Raw genomic sequence first — 23264 nt, 5'->3', positions numbered from 1 at the left:
TTTTGATGATCTTACACAGGAAGATATCTTTCTGATGATGAACCATATCAACTCGTACAAAAGAAAAAAGCTGAACAACCGTAGCCCATACGACGCGTTCAGCTTTTATTATGGAGAAGAACTGCTTAAGAAACTCGGATGTTCACCGGTTGCCGCCGAGAACATCGTATTAAAGCCGAAGCTTCTCAAAAAGTAACAGAAAAACTTGTTTAAGCCGCCAGAGGAACCAACTTCAAACTATCCACACAGGGATGGATTCTCCGAATACAAAAATTTCGAGAGGGAATTGATCTCTGGTTTCTTATACACTTTTTTCTGCTGAACGCATTATATCATGTCAAGGTACACATGAAAACTCGGGAATCTCGCTTACAAAACGGGATTTTCGTTTACAAAAGGGGAATCTCGCTTACAAAACAGGAATCTCATTTACAAAATGGGATTCTTGGAGTACAAACGGGACTCTCGGGTTGCTATTTACCTTACATATTTCTTCCAGATTTTTTATGTCAAATGGTGTTGCATACTCTGCCGCCAAAGCAGCCAGTTTTGGTTCAACCATAAGACGTACATCAATCAAATCTTTTCCCAACTTTTGCTTGTCAGATATGAGCGTTAACCCGAGCGGATCAGAGCTCAGGTTTTTTCTAGCTGCCATAAAAGTACCGGAACCTCGTTGTACCTCGAGCGTTCCGTTTTCCTTTAGGATTTTAATGGCGCTACGTATGGTATTGCGGCTTACATCAAACTGTTTTGCCAGTACAATTTCACCAGGCAGTTTTTCTCCACTTCGAAAATTTTGCTGGTATAAGTAATCGGAAAGCAGATCTGCGGTTTTTTCCGGCAGAGATTTATAGTGTATATTTGCCATGTTTGCTGCTACTCCTTTTTTCGCCCTAGATGCATCGGCTATCCTGCCAACACTCCCGTTGAACAGATTTGTCTAAAAGTATGCAATTTCTGTGAGAACTGGTTCAAATGGTTACCTTCTCCTTGTATTATACACTTTTATCTTGTTATAAAGAAAATAAAGTTGAGCATTTCGGAGGTGAAAATATGAATCAGTCTGGATATGACGTGGCTGTTGTCGGCGCCGGAGTGGTGGGATGCGCAGTTGCAAGAGAGTTAAGTCGATATCGGCTTCGAGTAGTGGTTCTGGAAAAGGAACTGGATGTGGCAACTGGCAATTCTAGTCGTAATACAGGGATGCTCCATGCAGGTTTTACATATAAACCTGGGAGTCTCAGGGCAGAGTGCGCTGTTGAGGGTAATCAGGAATTTGATCAGGTATCCCGGGAGCTTGGCATACCCTTTAAGCGAACTGGCAAACTAGTGGTGGGTTTTACTGACCACGATCGTGAGAATATCTTGAAATTCAAGGCTAACGGCGAGAAAAATGGAGTCAAAGGCATTCGCATGATAAACCGTGAGGAGATGCAACGTATCGAACCGAATGCTGGCGGTGAGTTTGCAATGTATGTACCTTCCTCAGGTATTCTGGACCCGATTCAATATACCATCGCGCTTGCGGAAAATGCGTGCCATAATGGCGTGGAGTTCCGGTTCGACACGCAGGTGATAGGGATTGATCGGACGTATGCAGGGGATCATTACCAGATTCATACCTCACAGGGGGATATCGATGCGAGATGGGTGGTGAATTGTGCCGGCGCATTTTCTCCATGGATCTCAGCAATGCTCGGGTACCCGAAGTATTACCAGCAGGGCTTTAAGGGAGAATATTATGTTCTTGACAAGCGTGCCGGAGCATATCTTAAAACGCCGGTTTACCCTGCACCTAATGACAAGGGTGGGTTTTCCACTCATGCGACGCCTACTATTGATGGCAATATTCTGGTGGGTCCAGACTCGTATCTTACAGATGAAAGAGAGGATTATGCTAACAGAGGAGATCGGCTTGCGATGCTCTTTACGGACGGCAGGCGGATGTTCACGGAGATGAAACGGGAATATTTTATTCGTAATTTTGCCGGGATCCGCTGGAAAAACTGTGATCCGGAGACGGGAGAAGTGTTGGATTTCATTCTGGAAGCAAAGGCAGAACATCCGCATACTGTAAACTTAGTGGGAATAGAGTCGCCCGGAGTAACCTGTGCGCTGCCCCTTGCGAGAAGAGCAGTGCGTGCTGTGCTGGAGGGAGAGAAAGCTGAAGGTAATGCAGTAAAGGAAAATCCTGATTTTGATCCGATTCGGCATCCAATCCGAAGATTTGCGGAAATGACACTTGAGGAAAGAAAAGCTGCAGTCCAGGAGAACCCGGCTTATGGTCAACTGATCTGTCGCTGTGAGAATGTTTCAAAGGCAGAAATCCTCGCAGCGATATATAATCCTCTGGGTGTACACACCCTTACGGGAATTAAAAACCGAACTAGGGCTATGATGGGCAGATGCCAGGGCGGATATTGCCAAACGCGGATTACGCACTTGATTGAGGAAGAACTTAAACTTGAGCCTGAGGAGCTTCGTTATCAGCGCTCTGGAGGTTGGCTGTTTACTGGTGAGGTACGGAAGGAGACGCAGTAATGGGCAGAATTACAGAGGTAGAGACGCTTAAAACTGTCGATGCGGTTATCGTGGGCGGAGGTCCCGCAGGACTAGCAGCAGCGGTAAAGCTGTATGATCTGGGAATGAGAAATCTGGTGATTTTAGAACGTGAGGACCGGCTCGGTGGAATCCTTAAGCAATGTATACATGATGGGTTTGGACTAACCAGGTTTGGAGAAACTCTCTCAGGACCAGAGTATGCTAGCCGTTTTATCCGCGACGCAGAGAAGCGGGATATTTCCTATATTTGTGACACTACCGTGGTGGAAATTACAGATGCGGAGGATGCCGGTGGTATTCCGATGCACCGGGTAATTGGAGCGCATGAGGGCGCTATAGTGGACATCCGCGCCAAGGCAGTTATCCTTACCATGGGTTGTCGCGAAAGAACCAGAGGAGCACTGGCAATCCCAGGAACTCGTCCGGCAGGTATTCTTACGGCAGGCGTTGCACAGGCTTATATTAATCTGCAGAACCGGATGGTGGGGCGAGAAGTGGTGATCCTGGGCTCCGGAGATATCGGTATGATCATGGCACGTCGGTTAACACTTGAGGGTGCACATGTTATCGGTGTATTTGAGGTGATGCCTTATCCATCTGGACTCCCACGAAACATCGAGCAGTGCCTGAATGATTATGGCATCCCCTTAAGTCTTTCACATACGGTGACTGATATTAAGGGTACGGACCGACTAGAGTCGGTAACGATATCTCAGGTGGATGATCATATGACACCTATCGCGGGAACGGAAAAGGAGATTCCTTGTGATACCCTGATTCTTTCGGTGGGACTTATCCCCGAGAATGAACTCTCCATTGATGCTGGAGTAGAACTGGATCCTCGGACCAAAGGTGCAGTTGTGGACGAATTTTATCAGACTACTGTTCCTGGAATCTTTGCTGCCGGAAACGTCCTGCATGTTCATGACCTTGTGGATTTTGTGTCTCTTGAGGCAGAAAAACTCGCCTGTGCAGTGGCGGAATACGTGGATAAGGGAAATCTCCCTGACTGTGTTCTTAATGTGAATTCCGGTGCTAACGTTGGACACGTGTTGCCACAGAGAATCAGTGGAAGTCGGGATTTCCGACTGTCGCTCAGAGTACGTAAGCCTCTTCGCGGGGTTACACTTACAGTTACCCAGGGGGATAAGATCGTCTTTCAGAAAAAGCTCAGAAAAGCATTACCGGCAGAAATGCTTCAGGTAGACATCTCCCAAGAGAAACTAGACACAACGCAGGATTTGGAGGTGAATGTTTTATGAAGCGTGAACTTACATGCATTGTCTGTCCGAATGGATGCGATCTCTCGGCAGAATATACGACGTTTCAGGATGGACACGTGGAGGTGAATGAGGTAACCGGAAATCTGTGTCCGCGAGGTAAGGAATACGTAGTTCAAGAGCTTGTGGATCCGAAGCGGACGATAGCAAGCTCCTGTCTTGTTAAAGACGGCGACATGCCACTCGTCAGTGTTCGTGTAACCCCTGCGATCCCCAAGGCTCGTATCCATGACGTGATGCAGGAAATCCGTAAGATATGTCTTCTTGCACCTGTGAGCGAAGGACAGATGATAATCCATGATGTGCTTGGATTAGGAAGCGATGTAATTGCAACAAAAACAGTGAAGAAGAGGTGATGGATAGATTTGGAACTTCATTTGCATGCCATAGAATTAGCTAAAATAAAAGAAGCGCCGGCAAGAGATCGATATCCTTCGTTAATTCATGAGGATACCTTCTCCGAGGCACAACCGCTTCTTTCATTAAGGAACTTAGCACAGTTAATGAATTATGTAAATGTCAATAATCACACAACTGTGCAGGAAAATACTGGTGAAAATACAAATAATCTAATTGGAAAAGAAACATCAAGAAGGACAAAGAGTATCATTCCACGGTTCAGCCGGAGCTTATCCGGGATCAGATTATCATGCCTGAATTATTTTTTTTTACTATTAATTTAGATAAATACATGAGCCATTAAGCTCAAACAAGCCCTTCAAAACCCACGTATTTACGCTAAAAAAGCCCTTGAGGATGATTCCTCAAGGACTTTCCATACATCGGGGTAACAAGATTCGAACTTGCGACCTCTCGGCCCCCAGCCGAGCGCTCTAGCCAAACTGAGCCATACCCCGTAGACATCATATACTTTACACCATAGAGGCATTGCAAGTCAAGAACACAATTTGCAGTAATCTCATAGTGGAAAAAACTTTTATAATATAAAAATAAAAAAATATTGATATTAAATTCAAAACGAGTTAGAATACTTATAGAATATCACAAGAATATTAATAATATTCTATGGGAGGTTGGATGAAGGTTTCTGAGATTAATGTGAAAGAAAAAATATACAATGAGATTTATGATCAGGTTACAAACGGTAAAATTACTTCCAAGGATATTATTACAGAAAGAGCATTAACAGAAATCTATCATGTCAGCAAATCGCCGGTGAGAGAAGCGCTTCTGGCACTTTGCAATGACGGAATATTACGAAGCATTCCAAGAGTTGGTTATCAGATTGTACCAGTGAGTTTTCAGAATGTTATGAACCTGATCCAATTGAGATGTGACATAGAGATTTGCGGATTCCGCCGATCCTTTGAAAAGATTACACCAGATAATATTCTGGAGTTGAAACACATCGCATCCAAGTGTCACGAAATTTTGGAAAAACGGGAGAGAGATGACTGTGATTTTGCAGCCAATAGCTGGAAAATCAATTACGAGTTTCATTCGTATCTATACTCTTTGAGCGGTAATGGATTTGCATTAAATATACTTGAGAAGCTAATCCGGCAAAGCGCCACATATATAGCACAATATTTTATTACAGACTGGGGTCGGGACGCAGCCATTAGAGGCGCGTGGCATGAAAAACTGATCGAGGCGATTGAAGAGAAGGATCTGGATAAAGCCTGTACGATACTCATGAACGATATCTGCTCTGTGAAGACGCAGATTTCAGCATTATATCAACAAGAAATTTAAAGAAGCGAGGAGGAAAGCATGGAGAGCAAAAAGGAACTGGTATTTAAGGCACTGAAAAATATCCCAACATCCAGAGTGCCGGTTGGGTTCTGGCATCATTATCTGCCGGATGAGCATGTCAATGCAGTGGAGCATCCGGAGTATTATGACCAGAATGTAACCGGCGCGAGAGCATTTCACGATGCATGGGACCCGGATTTTGTTAAGGTTATGACAGATGGATACTTTGATTTGCCAATTGAGCTGGACCTCAGTTCTGCGGAGACTCTTAAGCAGTTTGAGCCTGTGCCGTTTACAGATCCGTGGTTCCAGGGACAGCTTAAACTGCTGAAAGAGAACCGGGATATTTACGGAGAAGATATTGCAATGTTTTATAATATTTTTTCTCCGTTATGGCATCTTGAAGCAGCCGTTCGCCGGGCAGCAAAGGTTACGGAGCCGGAGTCTCATGACATTGTACTAGAGTTTATCCGTACCAATCCGGAAGCTGTTGCCGAAACGCTGGATCGCATTGCAGATAATTTAAGACCATTGATTTATGCAGTGCTTGCACCGGGTGGAGCAGATGGCATTTATTTTTCAGCACAGGATATGCATCGTTATATTCCGGACGTATTGTATCGACTTTATGTGACTCCGTCCGATAAAAAAATTCTGGAGATTGCCAATACTTTATCTGAATATAATATTATTCATATCTGCGGCTGGCGCGGAAACACCAATTATCTGACAGTTTATCAGGATTATCCGGCTACGGCATTTAACTGGGCATGTAATACGGAAGATCTTTCTCTTAAGGAAGGAAAACAGTTCTTTGGTGGCAAATGTGTGATCGGAGGATTTTTAAATACTGAGGAGAGTATATTGTTTAGAGGGAACAAAGTGGAAATTCAGAACTTCACCGAGAAACTTTTGAATGAAGTTGGCAGAGTTGGGGTAATTGTTGGTGCGGATTGTACACTGCCTCGTTCGATAGACTATGAGAAGCTTAAGTGGGTGAGAGAAATCTGCGACAGACCCTCGAAAAAAGTGGTTATTTAACTCATACGAGTGTGGGTTATCAGAATAAAATGTTTAGAGGCAAACAGGACATTTTGAGGAGAAAAAATAATATGAAGAAAGGACAAATAACAGCTCTTTTGATGACTGGTATGATGATTGTTTCTCTGGCAGCGTGCGGCAGCTCCGGAGGTGGTAATACAACGGGATCTACTACAGAGACTGCAAAAGCTGAGGAATCAGCGAATACATCCTCGACGGAAGGATCTGCGGTTTCAGGAGGATCTGGAGCAGCAGATAAAGGTACCATCAAACTCGGGGTGTTAGCCCCACTTACTGGTACAAATGCTGAGTATGGCAAAGGATTTGAAGTTGGCATGAATATGGCAGTAGATGAAATCAATGCCAAGGGTGGTGCCAATGGATATAAACTTGAATTGGAGATCAAGGATTCCAAGGGAGACCAGAAGGAGTCCTCTGACCTGGCAAGACAATTTGCAGATGATCAGGACATCATGGCAATTCTGGGTGACTTTACATCCGGCTGCTGTATGGCAGATGCCAGTATTGTAGATGAAGCGGAAATCACGCTCCTTTCACCAACTGCATCCAATCCTCAGTACGCACCCATGAGTGATTATTGTTTCAGTATTATGGGACTGCAGAGCGCGGAGGCTCCATTTGCTGCAAAATACCTGCTCCAGAAATATGCTGGAGCCAAAAATGTTGGAGTCATTTATATCAACTCAGACTGGGGAACCTCGGCTTATCAGAACTTTGAATCCACAGCCAAGGAAATCGGACTTAATATTGTAGCAGCAGTAAATTATGTGCAGGATGAGAAGGATTTCTCCTCGATGATTACCAAGCTGCAGGCTGCCAATCCTGATCATGTAATTATCATGGATCAGGGAGCTGTAGCACAGGTCATTAATCAGATACGTAGTGCAGGCTGGGATGTTCCACTGGCTGCTCTTGGACCCGGAACTTCCGAACAGCTTATTGATCAGACCGGTAAAAATGGTGAGGGTCTTTTAATCACCTCCCCGTTCTTCTTTGATCCAAAGGATGCGACCTTAACGGCATGGAAAGATGAATTTGCTTCAAAGTCAGGGTTTGAGCCGACCATTCATCCGGCTTGTGCTTATGACTGTGTATATCTGATTGCAAAGTCCATCGAAAACATAGGTGATGGTAAGATTACAAGACAGGCGATCAGGGATGAACTTGCTAAGATTGATTATACTGGAATTACCGGACCAATCAAATTTACGGATAATGGAGATATTAACAGACAATATATGATCTGCGGTGTGGAAAATGGTCAATATGTTGTAAAAGAAGGTTTTGATTACGCAAAAGAATAACTACGTGTGAACATGTACAATAAGGTCACATAGTCGCTTTACGGTCAGGAAGGTGGCATTGGATTTTTCTTATGCCACCTGTTAAATTATATCTTCTTTCACTTTTTTGCACTGAAATGGAGAAAATATAATGGCTTATGTTTTAAATCAATTGGTGAATGGTCTATGTCAGGGCCTGATTTATGCTTTGCTGGCAATTGGATATTCTGTCATTGTAGGTGTGGTCGGTATGGTAACCTTTACCTATGGAGAGGTTATTATGATCGGCGCCTTTACTGCGCTGTACACCTTCAGCTATTTTGGTAATAATCTGGTTCTGGGGATTATCACCAGCTTTATTTCGGCATGGATACTTGGAATTTTTATTTATTACACGTGTTACAAGCACTTTATGAATGCTCCGAGACATATTTCACTGTTATGTACGATCGGTTTCAGTATGCTTGTTAAAAATCTTGCACAGATTATTTTCGGACCGAATCAGAAACCGATGCTCAATGTTGTTGACAATACGGTATATCATATCGGCGTAATTCAGATTCAGAAGATGCAGATTATCATTATGGTTGTTGTAGTTGTGCTGGCCGTATTGCTTAGCCTTGTATTCAATAAGACAAGGTGGGGTATTACACTCCGTGCAGTAAGTCAGGATAAGACAGCAGCATATATGATGGGTATTAATGTGGACAAGATGGCTATGATCGGTAACTGCATAGGCTGCGGACTTGGTGGTGTAGGCGGTACACTTCTGGGAATTTATTACCAGATGGCACAGGCAACGATGGGAGGGTCTTATGGAATGAAGGCATTCTCGTCATCTGTACTTGGGGGCCTGACGGATGTTCCGTTCTCAGCACTTGGAGGATTATGTCTGGGAATTATTGAAAACATAGGAATCATGATTTCCAGTGCATCGTTCCGGGATATCTTTGCTTTTGGATTTTTAATTCTGGTGCTTATTATCCGACCGCAGGGATTTAAATCCAAGAAAGGAAACAGAGTATAATGCTTACCTTATCGACCATTAAAGATACCAGCAAAGCTTTTTATAAAAAATACAAATTGCTGATATGGATTGTGGCGTCAGTGTTTATACTTTTGATGCCTGTAATTTTTCCAAAGAACTATATCATGGGGGTTATGTGCCGCATCCTTATGTATACAACATTGGCTGGCGGACTGAATGCGATCAATGGATATTCCGGTCAGACCTGTATAGGCATTGCTGGTTTTTTCTGTGTGGGAGCTTATACAGAAGCAATTCTTGCTACACGTTTTGAACTGAGTTTCTGGATCATCTTGCCACTTGCTGGTATTTTGACGGCAATTGTAGGTTTACTGGTGGCAACTCCTACACTTAGGATGTCCGGTATCTATCTCTCCATCGTCACGCTGGGATTTTCCGAAATCATGCGTCTTATTGCATTAAACTGGACAGATGTCACCGGAGGAGCAATGGGTATCAAAGGCATTCCCAGCCCGGTATTTTTTGGCATAAGCCTTAAAAACTCCAAGGTATATTATTATGTTTTTCTTGCACTTGCAATCCTGTTTCTCTTTACAACCAGTCGTGTGCTTAAATCCAGGGTCGGACGAGCATGGATGTCGATCCGTGAGGGAGAAATTGCGGCCAGATCTCTGGGCGTAGAAACTTCAAGATACAAGGCGATGAATTTTATGTATGGTGCGTTTTGGGCGGGAATTGCCGGTGCAGCCTATGCACCATATGTAAAGTTTCTTGATTCAACGTATTTTACACTGGATGAAGGATGGAATGTTTTATCCATGGTTATTATTGGTGGGCAGGGAACGCTTGGAGGTCCGATTGTCGGATCTATTATTGTCAATTTTTTAACCGAGGTGCTGCGCCCGATTGGACAATGGCGTCTCGTGGCATTTGGCATTGTGATTATTGTAATGCTTTGGTTCCGTCCGCAAGGTCTGGTTGGAGCAAGTAATTCGATTCTGTCCGGGCATGATATTGTGAGAAAGATTTCACAAGCTTCAGCCGACGATCAGAAAACAGAAACGGAGGCGGCGACATGAGTGTATTACTGGAGGCCAGGGGAGTATGCAAATACTTTGGGGGACTTAAAGCTGTTGATAATGTCAATATGCAGATTAACCAGGGAGATATCTTTGGAATTATCGGACCCAACGGTGCTGGCAAAACGACATTTTTTAATACCTGCACAGGCATCTATCCTCCGACAAAGGGGGAGATTTACCTGGATGGGGAAAAGATATCTCATCTTCAGCCGGAGCAGATTGCCAGACATGGGATGGCACGGACATTTCAGAATATACAGCTGTTTAAATACATGACAGTCGCAGAAAACATAAAGATTGGGTTTCATACCCGGACACAAAGTGGGATTTTTGACGCAATACTTCATTCGTCTAAGTATAAGAAGGATGAACAGTTCATCCGTGAACAGATCGATGAAGTGCTCGAGGAAGTGAAGCTCACACAGTATCGGGATATCATGGCAGGCAATCTGCCGTATGGCATCCAGAGGAAGGTGGAAATTGCGAGGGCGATTGCGCTTAAACCTAAGATCTTATTGCTGGATGAACCTGCAGCGGGTATGAATCCTAATGAAACGGAAGCGCTGCGTATTTTTATCAAGGATTTAAATGCTCATGGGTATACGATTGCAGTTATTGAACATGATATGAAATTTATTATGAACTCCTGCAACCGCATTCTGGTTCTGAACTTCGGACATAAAATTTGTGAGGGATCACCTGCAGAGGTAAACAGCAATAAGGATGTACAGGAAGCTTATTTCGGAAAGGGGACCATTACGAGGGGGAAGCTTGACTGATGGAAATGCAAAATAAAAAAAGTATCCTGAAAATTGACCATCTTTCTGTAAATTATGGTTATGTGCGTGCATTGGTGGATGAAAGCATTGAGGTGAAACAGGATGAGATCGTGACTCTGATCGGCTCCAATGGCGCAGGTAAGACCACAACGTTGATGGCGGTGTCCGGTCTTGTAAAAAAAGCAGCAGGAACGATTATATATAAGAGTCAGGACATTACCAGTATGCCTCCGGATAAGCTTGTGAAGCTTGGAATTGCGCATGTGCCGGAAGGCCGTAAAATTTTTCCACAGCTTAGCGTATATGAAAATCTGATTGCGGGTTCACTTGGAAATCCTAAGATGAGCAAGCAGGACGTGAAAGAGCAGATGGAATATGTCTATCAGCTGTTTCCGAGGTTGAAGGAACGGTACAGGCAGGCGGGAGGCAGCTTGTCAGGTGGTGAACAGCAAATGCTGGCGATTGGCCGCGGACTCATGATGAAACCGGATCTTATTATGCTGGATGAACCATCTATGGGTCTGGCACCTAAAATCGTAGAGGGAATTTTTGAACTGATATTAAAGATCCGGGATACTGGAAAGACTGTGCTTCTGATTGAGCAAAATGCTTCGATGGCTCTGTCTATTGCGGATCGGGGATATGTACTGGAAACTGGTCATATTCGCATGACAGGTACCGGGCAGGAGTTATTAACTAATGATGATGTAAAAAAGACTTATCTTGGACAGTAACAGTAATCAGGTTTCACTTACCATGTCGGAAGGAGACGTACAAAATGAAAAAAATTATTAATGATCCTAAAAACTATGTACAGGACGAAGTAGAAGGAATTATTGCTGCTTATGGAGACAGAGTAAAGCTTGTGAACGATGACTTTCGTATGCTGGTTTCCAATTATCCCAGGAAACCGGGAAAGGTGGGTATTGTGACCGGTGGTGGTTCCGGACATTTGCCTCTTTTTTGCGGATATGTCGGTAAAGGAATGCTGGATGGATGCGCTATAGGTAATGTGTTTGCAAGTCCCGCATCGTCCAAGATGGCAGATCTGATCCGTGCCTGTGATTCCGGCAGTGGAGTTCTCTGTCTTTTTGGAAATTATGGTGGAGATCTGATGAATTTTAAGATGGCCTGCGAGGATGCTGATTTTGATGATATTAAAACCGAGATTCTCCTTGGTACAGATGATATCGCATCGGCTCCCAAGGATAAAGCCAGCCAGAGACGTGGCGTAGCGGGCATTGTTTATGCTTATAAGATTGCCGGAGCTGCTGCTGATCAGATGAAAAATCTTGAGGAGGTATGTCGGGTAACTAAAAAAGCACTTGACAATATCCGTACGATCGGATTTGCACTATCTCCTTGTATTGTTCCGGAAGTTGGAAAGCCAACGTTTGAAATTAAGGACGATGAAATTGAAGTCGGTATGGGTATCCATGGTGAAAAAGGCATTGAAGTAAAGAAAATGATGACTGCGGATGAGATCGCGCAGCTTTCCATAGATAAAATTCTGGATGATATGCCTTTACAGCAGGATGATGAAATATCTATTATGATCAATGGCCTGGGGGCAACTCCGTTGGAGGAACAGATGATTGTATTTGGAGCTGTCAAAAAGATCCTTGATCGGAAAGGTATCCGGGTATATATGCCGCATATTGGTGAATATGCAACGTCTATGGAAATGGCAGGACTCAGCATTACTGCGTTTAAGCTGGATGAAGAATTAAAAGAACTTTTACGCTATCCGGCGTCTACGCCATTTTATACTAACGAAAATAAATGATGCAAGGTACAGAAATTGAATGATGTTTTATCATCGTAAAAATATGCTGACTGATATGAAAGAAAAGAGGAATATCCTATGATTAATGCGGCATCTGTTAAAACAGCAGTGAATGCGGTTGCTTCCAGTATGGCACAAAATATGGAATATTTGATTAGGCTGGACCAGCGGAACGGAGATGGAGATCTGGGCATATCCATGTCGGATGGTTTCCGTGCAGTGGCTGAGTATTTAAATCAGACAGAAGAAACAGATCTTGGAAAATTGTTTCAGAAATCCAGCCGAAGTTTTAATGAAGCGGCACCATCTTCGCTTGGAACGATACTTTCTATTGGCATGATGGGGATTGCAAAGGCTCTGCGAGGCAAGACAGAAGCAGATGTCCGGGAATTTGCCGAGGCTTGCAGTAAGGGACTGTCCGGCATTATGGATAAAGCTGGCAGCAAGCCTGGTGAAAAGACGATTCTTGATGCTCTATGCCCGGCAGTAGAGGCTTTAAAAGATTCCGGAGATGTATCTGACAAAGAAGCGTTTGACAATGCAGCAGCTGCGGCGGCTAGGGGTGCAGAAAGCACCAAGGACATGCAGGCAGTTCATGGACGTGCAGCGTATTATGGAGAAAAGAGCATTGGGCTTATAGATGGAGGAGCCATTGTCGGCAAGCTGATTTTTGAGGGAATTGCTTCTTCTCTATAACGATAGTGATCAGCAACATACAAACTATCACCGTTTGCTGCAGGAGGTTTAGATATGGGTGATCGTGAGCAGAGACTTAGTCAAGAGGAAATGCAGAATTATACAGACATTCTATGCAGTGAAATGATTCCGGCAATGGGATGCACGGAACCGATCGCCATTGCATATTGCGCGGCGATTGCCAGAAAAGTGCTGGATGAGGAGCCGGAGCATCTTACGATTCGCTGTTCCGGCAATATGATAAAAAATGTAAAAGGCGTCAAAGTTCCGAATGCAGGCGGACAGAAGGGCATTGAGGTTGCAGCAACGCTTGGCGTTGTGGGCGGCAATCCCGATCTTACGCTTGAGGTTATCGAAAATGTCACAGACGCAGACCGGGAAAAAACAAGAGAGCTGGTGCAGTCTGGCTTCTGCAACTATGAGTATGTGGAGAATGTTCCCAACCTCTATATTGAAGCGCTGATCCGCGGTCAGCATCATAGCGCAGAGGTCATTATCCAGAACACCCATACAAACATTTCCTTTGTTAAAAGGGATGATAAGATCCTGATTAAGGATGGTCAGACGCAGGACAGCACCGCCGGGTCAGTAACAAGTGGCGACAGAAGCAGGATGAGCCTCAAGGGCCTCCTGCAGTATGCAGACCAGGTGGAGCTTACCGATGTGCAGGATGTTCTGGACCGTGAGATCCGGATGAACGCTGCGATTTCGCAGGAGGGACTGGATCATGCCTGGGGCGCAGGCATTGGCAAAACAATTCTCGAGGTGTGGGGAGATGATGTCAAGGAGCTTGCGTGTGCTGCGGCTGCTGCAGGAAGTGATGCCCGTATGTCTGGCTGCTCCATGCCGGTTGTGATCAATTCAGGCTCCGGAAACCAGGGGATTACGGTTACCATGCCGGTACTGGTTTTTGCGGAAAAACTGCATGTTTCAGCCAATGTACGCTATCGGGCACTGATCATTTCCAATCTGGTTTCTGTTTACATTAAGCACTACATCGGCGCGCTCTCTGCATTTTGCGGTGCTGTCAGTGCTTCCTGCGGTGCGGGCGCAGCGATTACCTATATGAGTGGCGGAGATTATGCGCATATTGGGAGAACTATTACCAACACCCTGGCCAATGTCGGTGGTATTGTATGTGATGGCGCTAAGCCGAGCTGTGCTGCTAAGATTGCGGCTTCGGTGCATGCAGCGATTCTTGCTCATTATATGAGCATGAACGACAAGGGCTTCCAGGCGGGAGAGGGTCTTGTTGAGGAGGATGTCGAGGAAACCATCAAAAATGTCGGCTACATTGGTAAGGTTGGCATGAAATCTACGGATAAGGAGATTTTGAATGTCATGACCGATGCGGTAGACGTCAACACCTGTATATAGGCAGTGCGCAACTTGCTTATAAGCGGATATTTCCAGGAATCGGAAATATCCGCTTATTTCGTTACATACAGGAAAATACTATTTTATTTTGCGGCATACAATGCAGAGCTCCGTGGGATCCGTTCCATCGGTGTGGGATAAGATGTAGGGCTCTTCTATAATGAAATCCGGTTCTTTATCATATAGCTTGGAATCGGGTGCGGGATCGATCATCGAAGGCGTGGATTTTTCTGGTGGAATCGTTTTATCGATCCCGGAAGGTGTGGCTTTTCCGGATGGGATTACTTTATCGATCCCTGAAGGAGTAGATTTCCGGGACGGGATTTCTTTAGATAAGAATGATGAAGCACGGAAGGCTGTATTTGCATGGACGGCCTTAGGTAAAAGAGCGCCATAGGGACGGAGACCGTTTGCCTTGTAATAAAAGAAGCCGAGGCCAAGCGGGAAATAATTTCCTCGATTGCGGGTCGGCTCAAAGAGATGATGCGTTCCGTCGATGGTTTCTCTGCCGGAAAGCATGCGACCATCTTTTGGGTCAAGATAGTAGGTGTAGCCGTCGATCGGATCTGTGAACCAGCCGGTTTTCCGGTCAGAGAGATTTCCAGTTGCGGTGTCTGTGAGATAGTAATACCAGGCGCCGGGCTGACCGTCGGGACCCGGCATTGTTTCGTCGAGATACCATCCGGCAGCGTGTGCTGGTGTGACGGAACTTATGGAGACTAGCAATGATGCTAGGAAGAGAGTTAAAACCAAAAAGAAGAGACCGGCGTTAAAATGACTGGCGTTTCGGCTATGACGTCTGCGATGGAAAAATAAAATGATTCTGGCTTGGTACATTTGAAGACCTCCTGAAATGAAGTTTTGTTTCGGACTATGTTTCGGACGATACTTGCCATCGAATTTTCGTTGAAACAAATATCGGCGAATAAATATCGAAACAAATACATCGTAACAGGAGGGAAAGACAGAAAAGTACACGATCGAAGCTCTTACATTGCTTCTTAGCTTAAAACGTCCTTTACGATGATCGTCATCATATAGGGATGTCCATGGTCCTCACAGAGAGCCTCGAGCGCATGTAGACCTGCGAAGCTTTCCTCCGTCGGTAAGCCGCAGTCTTTTACAGCGTAGACGCATAAGGAATGCGTGCCTTTATATGTCTTAAGTGCGGAGACAAATTCCGGCAGCCGCCTGCCCAGCTTCATAAAAACCTTGGTCCCGGACAGACGCAGACTTTCCGCAAAGTCAGAATCCCCATTTAATATATGAAGCTCCTCCTCTCCGAGACAAAGCGGCAGATTAAAGCATGCTGCAGACGCAAGGAACGAAGGGATGCCATTTACGATTTTTACCGGGAGCTGGTCATGTGCGGCGGCTTCCTGCAGGTACGCAAAGGTAGAGTAAATCAAGGGATCACCGATCGTAAGGCATGCAACCGATGTACCATCAAGGAGGAATCCGCGAATCCTTTCATAGCTTTCCCTCACCGCAAGAGCTCTTGTGTGCGGGCCCCGTGTCATGGGAAAGTCGCAGCAAAGCACGCGTTTACCGGCAAGATCCTCCTGCTGCAATGCCTCATGGAGAATGTGATATGCGCGGCTTTCTGCCGGAGATTTCCCCGGGACCAGGATGAGATTACAACGAGAAATCACCTTACGTGCCTCCATTGTGATGAGATCCGGATTTCCGGGACCGACGCCGATGCCATATAATGTTCCTGTCATAAAATTTTCAGCGGAGAGCCCTGTGAAATTCTATTGCTTCCTTCAGGCCGGGATAAACCGCCGCAAACCTCTCTTTCTATCATTAACATCGCAATATATCTCTTACATGTATTGCTGTAAATATCTATGTGAATATACTGTGATGTGAATCTACCGGTTGATTTTACAATAATTCTGTTTCCGTTAAAAGTGCAGTATGCTAAAATCTAATCAATGGGTTTGCGCAGGCAGAATCAAACTGAAACAGAAAACATCAGGTGGTATGAAGCGGAATAGAGAATACCTGGAACTACCGGTCAGCATTAAAGCCATCAGAGGAGAGGTTGATATATGGAAAACTTTATCGAGAGAGCGCGGAAGATTGTGACGGAGTTTGGAGAATTGGTGGAGATTCTCATGGCAATTGCGGTATCCGTGGCAATTATATTTGCTATGATCGGGCTGCTGCCCAAATTTCATGAGCTATTTCTGCATCGGGAGGACGCGGAAGCCTTTTCGGAAATGCTGTCAGCGATTCTAAGCGTCATCGTTGGTACGGAGTTCTTAAAGATGCTGGCAAAGCCATCAGTAGAAAATGTCACGGAGGTGCTGATTTTCCTGATTTCGAGACATATGATCGTACGGGAGTCCAGCGCGCTGGAAAACCTCCTTATGGTTCTCAGCATCGCGGTCCTGTTTGTACTTGAATATCTCATGATCAAAGGCAAGACACGGAAGATGCTGTTTGGACAATTCCGTGAAAAGATCGAAAAAAGAATCGATCACGAGCTGGACATCGACGACAAGTAAGATGACTACCTTAGTTGATTACAAAATGGTTTTTATCAAATGAAATGAGTCCGTCTGCCTTCATTTTTCCAAGCTCCTTGGATAGAGCCGTTCGGTCTGCATTCAGATAATCCGCCAGCTGCTGACGGTCAAAGGGAATGTCGAACTGCCGGGCATTTGTCTTTAGTGCAACGGAGTTAAGGTATGCCAGCACCTTCCGGCGGATTGTTTTAGGCGAAGTGTGGATGCTGCGGCTGGAGAGCATCATATTTTTGTGTGCGGAAACTATGAGCAGATTGTTTAAAAGCTTGGACGTCCAGGTATTTGCGAGACCGGCTGTTTCTGTAATGCCTCCAAGGTAGAGAAACAGAATTTCCGCATCCTCATTGGCAACGGCGCCCACCAGCAAAGGCTCTGTGCTCAACAGGGCATAGGTTTCAGCAAAAAAATGTCCGGGATCGACATGACTTAGGATGGTACGGTTGCCCCAGACATCATTACTCTCGATTGTGACGCTTCCGGACAGGACCAGCCCCATTTTGTCAGTCGTGCTTCCCGCAGAGAGGATGACCGCGCCCTTCTGGTAGGCTACAGAGCGAGCACAAAGACTTTGCAGGGCAGCTTGTATTTCTGATGGTGTAAATCCTTTAAATAATTCTGTGTCTGACAACCATGCTGCATTCACATCAGGTTCTCCTTTGTATTATTTCGTATACGTGGTAATTACCACATACTTCCAGCGCGTATTTTACTATAGTTTTATTACAATACGCAAGCAATCTTTGGAGGTATCAATATGAGGAAGCATGTCAAGGGAAATGTTAGCTGGATCGGATATATGGACTGGGAGCTGGATCGCTTCCATGGGGATGATTACTCGATTTTAAACGGTTCCAGTCAGAACGCCTATCTGATTGAGGAAGAGAAGACGGTGCTGATGGATACGGTCTGGACACCGCACCGCTTTGACTTTGTTGAAAATTTAAAAAGTGAAATTGACTTAAAGAAAATAGATTTTATTGTTGCAAATCATGGCGAATGTGACCATTCGGGGTCGCTCACGGCTTTAATGGAGGAGATTCCCGGCACTCCGATTTATTGCACGGCAAATGCGGTAAAGAGCATCGAGGGTCAGTATGGCAAGCGCGGCTGGAATTTCCATGTGGTGAAATCAGGAGATTCCATAGAGATCGGTAATGGCAAGAAGCTCGTATTTCTGGAGATGCGTATGCTGCATTGGCCGGATTCCATGGCAACCTTTATGACAGGAGACAATATCCTGTTTTCCATGGATGCATTTGGTCAGCACTATGCCGTAGAAGAGCTTTTTAACGACAAGGCAAATCCGTGCGTGCTGAACAAAGAGGCAATGAAGTATTTTGCCAACATTTTAAATCCGTTTGCGCCGATCCTTAAGAAAAAGCTGGAAGAGATTGCGGGTCTGAATCTGCCGATTGAAATGATTGCTCCGGCACATGGTGCGATCTGGCGTGAAAATCCTCTGCAGATCGTGGAAAAATATGCTGCCTGGGCAGACGCATACCAGGAAGACCAGGTGACAATTGCCTATGATACGATGTGGGAGGGCACCGCTAAAATTGCCCACAGAATTGCGGATGAGATTCATAAGCAGAGTCCGGATACGGTAGTCAAGGTATTTAATATCGCAAAGAGCGATAAAAACGAGGTAATGACGGAGGTCTTTAAGTCCAGGGCGATTGCAGTAGGATCACCGACGGTGAGCAACAGTGTCCTCTCAAGTGTTGCCGGATGGCTGGAGTTTTTAAAGCAGCTGAAGTTTAAAAATAAAAAGGCAGCGGCATTTGGCTGCTATGGCTGGAGCGGAGAGTCGGTTAAGGTTCTGAAGGAGAAGCTTGCAGATGCCGGATTTGATGTCATTGAGCAGAATGTGCGTTCACAGTGGAACCCGGAAGAAGCAGATTTTGCGCAGATCCCGGAGCTTGTCGCAGAGTTGCTGAAGTAAAAATATTTTCCATAAAATAAATACTTTACAATATGTTTTTTATCTGATACAATAAAGACAGTTGAAGAGGGAAAAACATCAGAGGAAAGGTGGCGAGTGCTTCACCAATCAGAGATGTTCGTGATAAGGATTCAGATGGTAGATGAAATGGCGAGTGCTTCACGTAGTTGAGATCTGAATACTAAAAACCAAAAGACAAAAATCAAATAAAGGAGGGATGAGCAAGTGAGAAGTCCAAACATTCACTAAGGTCCCGGCATTTGCAAGCAAGAAACAAATGTCGGGGCCTATTACATTGCGTAAAACTGGTTATGCAGTAAGTAAAATAATGTATTTTTTGAGGCAGATGTATTTGCATGATGCACAGCCTCTATTTTTTTGCTCTTAAAATGGCAGAATTGTTCACCTGTACGCCAAAAGGTGATAGATTGAAGATGCATAGTCATTAAGCTGTTTTATGCGTAATTATTTTATGGAAAAATACGACAGAACAATGAAAGGGAGAAAGTCATGATCAGACAGACGTTACGCTGGGAGGACCTTAAATCAGGTAATGTGCAGGATCCGATGGAGGGACTGGAGAAGTTCCGGAAGCTGTCGGTGCAGGACATGCTGGACAATATAGAAAATACGCATCATCTTACCGAGCGTGACCAGATGGAGGAAATTACGGCTCTTGGCAGGGAGCTGGAGCTTAAGGAGCTTCGGAGCTTAAACCGGACGTTTCTTGATTTAAAGGAACATTTGATGGATCATTTTGATAAGGAGGAGCAGGTTGTATTTCCGCTGATGTGGATTTACGAGCATCCCACGGCTGAACTCAGAACCTTGCTGAATGAGCTTCAGAACGAGCATCGGGATCAGGAGAGGATCATCAGGAGGCTTACGGAGGAGATGTCACTTCTTACCCTTTCTCTCCCGAAGGAAAATGCGGAGAATGCTGCGGATACGGATGCAAATGTGGACGTCACAAACATCCGCACATTTTTGGAACGCATTCAGAGCTTGTTAAATGACATTTCAGAGCATATTATGAAGGAAGACGAGGTGCTTTTTCCGAAGTATGAGGAGAATTTGTATCTTTGACTTCTTGAAGAAAGATTTTCAACGGAAGGTTTTGAGACCGGAGATTGGGATGAGAACACAGCGGCAGAAGCATTCGCATCAGGAATCATGGGCATAGAAAGAAGGACTTGCATATGACATCAAGAATCACACGCGTATTAAATCACATGAAACAGAATGGGCTTTCACAGTTGTTTGTGACGGATCCGGACAGTATCTGGTATCTGACCGGGATTGACAATCATCCGGGGGAGAGGATGTACGGTCTGCTGCTTAAGGAGAGTGGTGACCATGTGCTGTTTCTGAACCGGCTGTTTCATGTGCCGGAGCCTCCATTCCGCGCGATCTGGTACAGCGACACGGATGACTGCGTGGGCGCGCTTGCCCGGGAGGTGAATGAGGAGCATAGCCTGGGCGTAGATAAGGAGTGGACAGCGCGCTATCTTGTGCCGCTCATGAAGCGGTTTCATCACCTGGATGTGGTGCTTGCGTCTGACTGCGTGGATGACTGCCGTGCGGTGAAGGATGCCGAGGAACAGCGGATCATGAAGGAAGCATCCCGGATCAATGATACGGTTATGAAGGAGGCGGCAGCCTATGTGCGGGTCGGCATGACGGAAAAGGAGCTTGCTTCCTATATAGATGCGCGTTATCTCCATTATGGCGCAAGCGAGCCTAGCTTTAGCACGATCGTGTCCTTTGGGGCGAATGCAGCGGATCCCCATCATTCACCGGACAATACAGTGCTTGAGCGCGGGCAGTGTGTACTCATTGATATGGGCTGCGTTTATCATCGGTACTGCTCGGATATGACAAGGACGTTTTTTGCGGGTGAACCGGAGCAGGAAAAGGTGCGGATTTATGATCTTGTGCGTGAGGCGAATGAGCTTGCGGAGCAGGCAATCCGTCCGGGCGTTAAGTTGTCGGAGATTGATCGTGTGGCGCGGGAGCATATTGCTGCAGGCGGTTATACCAAGGAGTTTAACCATCGGCTGGGACATTTTATCGGTCAGCGGGATCATGAGATGGGAGATGTCAGTGCGGTGAGTGATATTGTTGCTGCACCGGGGATGATTTTTTCCATCGAGCCGGGGGTATATCTTGCAGGGGATTTTGGCGTAAGAGTCGAGGATCTTGTGCTTGTGACCGAGGATGGCTGCGAGGTGTTGAATCACGTGGACAAGCACTGGCGGACCGTCGGATGAGTTTTTGCTATCTAAGGATAATTTCTGAGAAAAAGAGCAAATATTCGGGTATGTTTTGATTACAAACGTTACATAGACCGAATTGCCGTCAGCCGATATGTTGCTGAGGCATATTTCACGGACATACTGCTGTAGTAGTGGTCAGGTTCTTAATCTCCAGTACTTTCATCGCAGGGAGGCCGGCAGTTTCATGGCTTGAGAGGATCAGCGGGCGGTGCTCTTTGTGCCGGAAGATAAAGGAAATGACATGCTCTCGGGTATCGGCATCAAGACCGGTAAAGGGCTCATCCATGATAAGCAGATCGGATGTTGCGGCGATGGCGCGGACGATTGCGACGCGACGCTTCATACCGCCGGAGAGCTCACGTACCGGTTTATGTAAGGCGTCCTGCGGCAGAATTTCAGACAGCAGAGTATCTGTAGCTTTCCTGGAAAGCATGGGCGATACTGCCGCAATATTTTCACGTGCCGTAAAACCCTGAAATAAACGGTCCTCCTGAAATACCATGGAAATCCTGGGCTGGAAGGGTACAGCGGGATTTTCCGCATTCGTAGTCAGCGTGCTTTTACGGAAATAGAGAATGCTTCCGCTGTCGGGTGCTTCCAGTCCCGCGAGCATGCGAAGCAGCGTAGTTTTACCAACACCGGACGGTCCGGTCAGGAGCAGGTTCTGCCTGGCAGGATCTGTGGCTTCAGAGTCCAGTGTAAAGGTCAGATTGCGTAGCACAGGATGCCCGGGATATGATTTTGAGATTTGATTTACAGTAAGCTTCATGGATTTTTAGTTCCTTTTAAACTTATGGCTATGCGCCAACAATAATTTCAACATGATCTTCATCGCCGGATCAGCCGGCGGAATCCCATAAGAAGCAATTTTTCCATAAAAAACGAGAGCAGTACGATTGCGATGGTCCAGGCAAAGAGCTCGCCGGTGTCAAGATATATTTTGGCAGTATAGAGTCCGTTTCCCATAGAGCCGAGAGGCTGTCCGATGACTTCCGCAGCGATACCGCTTTTCCATGCCATACCGATGGCGGATTGAAACGCACCGTAAAGATTTGCAAAAACCGATGGCAGGTAAATAAAACGGATCCGCGCGAGAGTCCCCATGCGGAAAACATTCGCAAGCTCCAGAAGCTGCGGGTCAGTTGCACGGAGACCGCTTAAGGTCATGAGATAGATGATTGGCAGTACGACAAGGAGACTAATATAAAAGGAGAGCATTCGGTTGCCTGCCCAGATCAGGAGCATAATGACAAAGCTCGCAACCGGTACCGCCTTTAAGGCGGAAATAAAAGGCTTCAGAAACTGCTCCAGGAGCGGCAGACGGTAGGCACCCCATCCGAGCAGCATGCCAATGCAGGAGCCCGCGGCAAATCCGCCGAAGATCCGCAGAGTGGAGAAGGCAATAGATGCGCGGAACAGAGGCATGGGAGCCATGTTCAGAAGCGCTTTTACTGTGTCAATGGGACCTGCCATAAGGATGCTGTTATGGATGAGCAGAGTGAGTATCTGCCAGATCAGTATCCAGAGGAAGATGATAAGGATCTTTTTTTTCATATGATTAATGCTTAAAATACATGCTCCTTTATAAAATCGATTTTCCTGTGACAGATGGTATTTTTGCTTATAACTTTCTTGTAAGTTATATTGATTTATTGCTGTGAAACGGAAATGGCAATGTGAAATGACAATGGACCTTTGTTTCGTAAAACAACCGCAAAACATCCGTAGAACACTTTGGATTCTATGCTATTGTACAAGGTAAACGGCAATAAAAAAAGTCCCTGTTTATTTTGACTGGAGCAGGGACTTCTTAAATGGCTTTTTATGGCAGCCTTTTTACCGATATTTTATCGTTGATATTTTATATAAAGTATCGACAAAAGTGTCATATTTTAATG

23 protein-coding genes, 1 tRNA gene and 1 pseudogene are annotated in these 23264 nt (G+C 45.4%); 18 read left to right on the top strand and 7 right to left on the bottom strand.

Features of this window, described 5'->3' with window-relative positions; translation table 11 throughout:
• Window positions 1-196, top strand: a pseudogene (locus ACTNEN_RS02080) (IS30 family transposase); the annotation flags it as partial.
• Between the two features lie 213 nt (window positions 197-409).
• Here the strand turns inward: ACTNEN_RS02080 and ACTNEN_RS02075 are convergent.
• The gene (locus ACTNEN_RS02075; RefSeq protein WP_441204398.1) at window positions 410-871 is read right to left on the bottom strand and encodes a FadR/GntR family transcriptional regulator; all 462 of its coding nucleotides are present in this window, start codon (window positions 869-871) and stop codon (window positions 410-412) included.
• Between the two features lie 185 nt (window positions 872-1056).
• Between ACTNEN_RS02075 and ACTNEN_RS02070 the strand changes: the two genes are divergently transcribed.
• The 3 genes from ACTNEN_RS02070 to ACTNEN_RS02060 are packed head-to-tail and all read left to right on the top strand — an operon-like array spanning window position 1057 to window position 4201.
• Window positions 1057-2544 carry an NAD(P)/FAD-dependent oxidoreductase gene (locus ACTNEN_RS02070; protein ID WP_441204397.1) on the top strand — a complete coding sequence of 496 codons (1488 nt, stop codon included), beginning with the start codon at window positions 1057-1059 and terminating at the stop codon, window positions 2542-2544.
• Entirely contained in the window at window positions 2544-3827 is a 1284-nt protein-coding gene (locus ACTNEN_RS02065; RefSeq protein ID WP_441204396.1) for an NAD(P)/FAD-dependent oxidoreductase, read from the top strand. Before ACTNEN_RS02070 ends, ACTNEN_RS02065 begins: the two co-directional genes overlap by 1 nt.
• Window positions 3824-4201 carry a DUF1667 domain-containing protein gene (locus ACTNEN_RS02060; protein WP_441204395.1) on the top strand — a complete coding sequence of 126 codons (378 nt, stop codon included), beginning with the start codon at window positions 3824-3826 and terminating at the stop codon, window positions 4199-4201. Before ACTNEN_RS02065 ends, ACTNEN_RS02060 begins: the two co-directional genes overlap by 4 nt.
• A gap of 426 nt (window positions 4202-4627) precedes the next feature.
• Here the strand turns inward: ACTNEN_RS02060 and ACTNEN_RS02055 are convergent.
• Window positions 4628-4702, bottom strand: a tRNA-Pro gene (locus tag ACTNEN_RS02055).
• Window positions 4703-4883: 181 nt separating this feature from the next.
• Between ACTNEN_RS02055 and ACTNEN_RS02050 the strand changes: the two genes are divergently transcribed.
• From ACTNEN_RS02050 to ACTNEN_RS02005, 10 genes are all read left to right on the top strand, one after another.
• A complete protein-coding gene (locus tag ACTNEN_RS02050; RefSeq protein WP_441204394.1) occupies window positions 4884-5561 on the top strand; it encodes a GntR family transcriptional regulator in 678 nt (225 codons plus the stop codon).
• 18 nt (window positions 5562-5579) lie between these two features.
• Window positions 5580-6602 carry a uroporphyrinogen decarboxylase family protein gene (locus tag ACTNEN_RS02045; RefSeq protein ID WP_441204393.1) on the top strand — a complete coding sequence of 341 codons (1023 nt, stop codon included), beginning with the start codon at window positions 5580-5582 and terminating at the stop codon, window positions 6600-6602.
• Window positions 6603-6673: 71 nt separating this feature from the next.
• Entirely contained in the window at window positions 6674-7927 is a 1254-nt protein-coding gene (locus ACTNEN_RS02040) for an ABC transporter substrate-binding protein (protein WP_441204392.1), read from the top strand.
• A 130-nt stretch (window positions 7928-8057) separates the two neighbouring features.
• The gene (locus tag ACTNEN_RS02035; RefSeq protein WP_441204391.1) at window positions 8058-8933 is read left to right on the top strand and encodes a branched-chain amino acid ABC transporter permease; all 876 of its coding nucleotides are present in this window, start codon (window positions 8058-8060) and stop codon (window positions 8931-8933) included.
• Window positions 8933-9973, top strand: a complete 1041-nt coding sequence (locus ACTNEN_RS02030) for a branched-chain amino acid ABC transporter permease (RefSeq protein ID WP_441204390.1) — start codon at window positions 8933-8935, stop codon at window positions 9971-9973. The genes ACTNEN_RS02035 and ACTNEN_RS02030 overlap by 1 nt, the downstream gene beginning before the upstream one ends.
• Window positions 9970-10755 (top strand): ABC transporter ATP-binding protein, encoded by a 786-nt coding sequence (locus ACTNEN_RS02025; RefSeq protein ID WP_441204389.1) that lies wholly within the window; start codon window positions 9970-9972, stop codon window positions 10753-10755. Before ACTNEN_RS02030 ends, ACTNEN_RS02025 begins: the two co-directional genes overlap by 4 nt.
• Window positions 10755-11489 (top strand): ABC transporter ATP-binding protein, encoded by a 735-nt coding sequence (locus tag ACTNEN_RS02020; RefSeq protein ID WP_441204388.1) that lies wholly within the window; start codon window positions 10755-10757, stop codon window positions 11487-11489. The genes ACTNEN_RS02025 and ACTNEN_RS02020 overlap by 1 nt, the downstream gene beginning before the upstream one ends.
• 44 nt (window positions 11490-11533) lie before the next feature.
• A complete protein-coding gene (locus ACTNEN_RS02015; RefSeq protein WP_441204387.1) occupies window positions 11534-12541 on the top strand; it encodes a dihydroxyacetone kinase subunit DhaK in 1008 nt (335 codons plus the stop codon).
• Between the two features lie 78 nt (window positions 12542-12619).
• Complete coding sequence (locus tag ACTNEN_RS02010; protein WP_441204386.1) at window positions 12620-13237, top strand: dihydroxyacetone kinase subunit L; 618 nt, start codon at window positions 12620-12622, stop codon at window positions 13235-13237.
• A 54-nt stretch (window positions 13238-13291) separates the two neighbouring features.
• Window positions 13292-14614 (top strand): L-cysteine desulfidase family protein, encoded by a 1323-nt coding sequence (locus tag ACTNEN_RS02005; RefSeq protein WP_441204385.1) that lies wholly within the window; start codon window positions 13292-13294, stop codon window positions 14612-14614.
• A gap of 78 nt (window positions 14615-14692) precedes the next feature.
• On the opposite strand, the gene ACTNEN_RS02000 is transcribed toward ACTNEN_RS02005, so the two are convergent.
• The gene (locus tag ACTNEN_RS02000) at window positions 14693-15451 is read right to left on the bottom strand and encodes a hypothetical protein (RefSeq protein WP_441204384.1); all 759 of its coding nucleotides are present in this window, start codon (window positions 15449-15451) and stop codon (window positions 14693-14695) included.
• A 164-nt stretch (window positions 15452-15615) separates the two neighbouring features.
• Window positions 15616-16338 (bottom strand): precorrin-2 C(20)-methyltransferase, encoded by a 723-nt coding sequence (locus tag ACTNEN_RS01995; protein ID WP_441204383.1) that lies wholly within the window; start codon window positions 16336-16338, stop codon window positions 15616-15618.
• A gap of 330 nt (window positions 16339-16668) precedes the next feature.
• Here ACTNEN_RS01995 and ACTNEN_RS01990 point away from each other — a divergent pair, with 330 nt between their 5' ends.
• Complete coding sequence (locus tag ACTNEN_RS01990) at window positions 16669-17127, top strand: hypothetical protein (RefSeq protein ID WP_441204382.1); 459 nt, start codon at window positions 16669-16671, stop codon at window positions 17125-17127.
• Window positions 17128-17137: 10 nt separating this feature from the next.
• Here ACTNEN_RS01990 and ACTNEN_RS01985 read toward each other — a convergent pair whose 3' ends face one another.
• Entirely contained in the window at window positions 17138-17791 is a 654-nt protein-coding gene (locus ACTNEN_RS01985) for a Crp/Fnr family transcriptional regulator (protein ID WP_441204381.1), read from the bottom strand.
• Window positions 17792-17902: 111 nt separating this feature from the next.
• Here ACTNEN_RS01985 and ACTNEN_RS01980 point away from each other — a divergent pair, with 111 nt between their 5' ends.
• The 3 genes from ACTNEN_RS01980 (at window position 17903) to ACTNEN_RS01970 (ending at window position 21360) form a co-directional block, all read left to right on the top strand.
• On the top strand, window positions 17903-19090 hold the full coding sequence (locus tag ACTNEN_RS01980) for a flavodoxin domain-containing protein (RefSeq protein ID WP_441204380.1): 1188 nt from the start codon (window positions 17903-17905) through the stop codon (window positions 19088-19090).
• A gap of 510 nt (window positions 19091-19600) precedes the next feature.
• Window positions 19601-20176: a hemerythrin domain-containing protein gene (locus ACTNEN_RS01975; RefSeq protein ID WP_441204379.1), complete on the top strand. Its 576-nt coding sequence runs from the start codon at window positions 19601-19603 to the stop codon at window positions 20174-20176.
• A 113-nt stretch (window positions 20177-20289) separates the two neighbouring features.
• Complete coding sequence (locus ACTNEN_RS01970) at window positions 20290-21360, top strand: M24 family metallopeptidase (RefSeq protein ID WP_441204378.1); 1071 nt, start codon at window positions 20290-20292, stop codon at window positions 21358-21360.
• A gap of 115 nt (window positions 21361-21475) precedes the next feature.
• Here ACTNEN_RS01970 and ACTNEN_RS01965 read toward each other — a convergent pair whose 3' ends face one another.
• Both ACTNEN_RS01965 and ACTNEN_RS01960 read right to left on the bottom strand, forming a co-directional pair.
• Window positions 21476-22135 (bottom strand): ABC transporter ATP-binding protein, encoded by a 660-nt coding sequence (locus ACTNEN_RS01965; protein ID WP_441204377.1) that lies wholly within the window; start codon window positions 22133-22135, stop codon window positions 21476-21478.
• A 59-nt stretch (window positions 22136-22194) separates the two neighbouring features.
• Window positions 22195-22920 (bottom strand): ABC transporter permease, encoded by a 726-nt coding sequence (locus ACTNEN_RS01960; RefSeq protein ID WP_441204376.1) that lies wholly within the window; start codon window positions 22918-22920, stop codon window positions 22195-22197.
• Window positions 22921-23264: the final 344 nt, after the last annotated feature.

Origin of the sequence: Oribacterium sp. HCP28S3_H8 (assembly GCF_052064775.1) — a bacterium.
In the GTDB taxonomy this organism is placed as follows: domain Bacteria; phylum Bacillota; class Clostridia; order Lachnospirales; family Lachnospiraceae; genus Oribacterium.
The sequence above is the reverse complement of the archived record's forward strand: the minus strand, read 5'-3'. Positions and strand labels throughout refer to the sequence as shown.

Excerpts from the sequence above, each read along its gene's own strand:
- ACTNEN_RS02015 (WP_441204387.1), top strand. The coding sequence starts at position 11,534 with ATGAAAAAAATTATTAATGATCCTAAAAACTATGTACAGGACGAAGTA.
- ACTNEN_RS02035 (WP_441204391.1), top strand. The coding sequence starts at position 8,058 with ATGGCTTATGTTTTAAATCAATTGGTGAATGGTCTATGTCAGGGCCTG.
- ACTNEN_RS02050 (WP_441204394.1), top strand. The coding sequence starts at position 4,884 with ATGAAGGTTTCTGAGATTAATGTGAAAGAAAAAATATACAATGAGATT.
- ACTNEN_RS02010 (WP_441204386.1), top strand. The coding sequence starts at position 12,620 with ATGATTAATGCGGCATCTGTTAAAACAGCAGTGAATGCGGTTGCTTCC.
- ACTNEN_RS01995 (WP_441204383.1), bottom strand. The coding sequence starts at position 16,338 with ATGACAGGAACATTATATGGCATCGGCGTCGGTCCCGGAAATCCGGAT.
- ACTNEN_RS02075 (WP_441204398.1), bottom strand. The coding sequence starts at position 871 with ATGGCAAATATACACTATAAATCTCTGCCGGAAAAAACCGCAGATCTG.
- ACTNEN_RS02025 (WP_441204389.1), top strand. The coding sequence starts at position 9,970 with ATGAGTGTATTACTGGAGGCCAGGGGAGTATGCAAATACTTTGGGGGA.
- ACTNEN_RS01970 (WP_441204378.1), top strand. The coding sequence starts at position 20,290 with ATGACATCAAGAATCACACGCGTATTAAATCACATGAAACAGAATGGG.
- ACTNEN_RS01960 (WP_441204376.1), bottom strand. The coding sequence starts at position 22,920 with ATGAAAAAAAAGATCCTTATCATCTTCCTCTGGATACTGATCTGGCAG.
- ACTNEN_RS02030 (WP_441204390.1), top strand. The coding sequence starts at position 8,933 with ATGCTTACCTTATCGACCATTAAAGATACCAGCAAAGCTTTTTATAAA.
- ACTNEN_RS01990 (WP_441204382.1), top strand. The coding sequence starts at position 16,669 with ATGGAAAACTTTATCGAGAGAGCGCGGAAGATTGTGACGGAGTTTGGA.
- ACTNEN_RS02020 (WP_441204388.1), top strand. The coding sequence starts at position 10,755 with ATGGAAATGCAAAATAAAAAAAGTATCCTGAAAATTGACCATCTTTCT.
- ACTNEN_RS01965 (WP_441204377.1), bottom strand. The coding sequence starts at position 22,135 with ATGAAGCTTACTGTAAATCAAATCTCAAAATCATATCCCGGGCATCCT.
- ACTNEN_RS02000 (WP_441204384.1), bottom strand. The coding sequence starts at position 15,451 with ATGTACCAAGCCAGAATCATTTTATTTTTCCATCGCAGACGTCATAGC.
- ACTNEN_RS02005 (WP_441204385.1), top strand. The coding sequence starts at position 13,292 with ATGGGTGATCGTGAGCAGAGACTTAGTCAAGAGGAAATGCAGAATTAT.
- ACTNEN_RS02040 (WP_441204392.1), top strand. The coding sequence starts at position 6,674 with ATGAAGAAAGGACAAATAACAGCTCTTTTGATGACTGGTATGATGATT.
- ACTNEN_RS02060 (WP_441204395.1), top strand. The coding sequence starts at position 3,824 with ATGAAGCGTGAACTTACATGCATTGTCTGTCCGAATGGATGCGATCTC.
- ACTNEN_RS02065 (WP_441204396.1), top strand. The coding sequence starts at position 2,544 with ATGGGCAGAATTACAGAGGTAGAGACGCTTAAAACTGTCGATGCGGTT.
- ACTNEN_RS01975 (WP_441204379.1), top strand. The coding sequence starts at position 19,601 with ATGATCAGACAGACGTTACGCTGGGAGGACCTTAAATCAGGTAATGTG.
- ACTNEN_RS02070 (WP_441204397.1), top strand. The coding sequence starts at position 1,057 with ATGAATCAGTCTGGATATGACGTGGCTGTTGTCGGCGCCGGAGTGGTG.
- ACTNEN_RS01980 (WP_441204380.1), top strand. The coding sequence starts at position 17,903 with ATGAGGAAGCATGTCAAGGGAAATGTTAGCTGGATCGGATATATGGAC.
- ACTNEN_RS02045 (WP_441204393.1), top strand. The coding sequence starts at position 5,580 with ATGGAGAGCAAAAAGGAACTGGTATTTAAGGCACTGAAAAATATCCCA.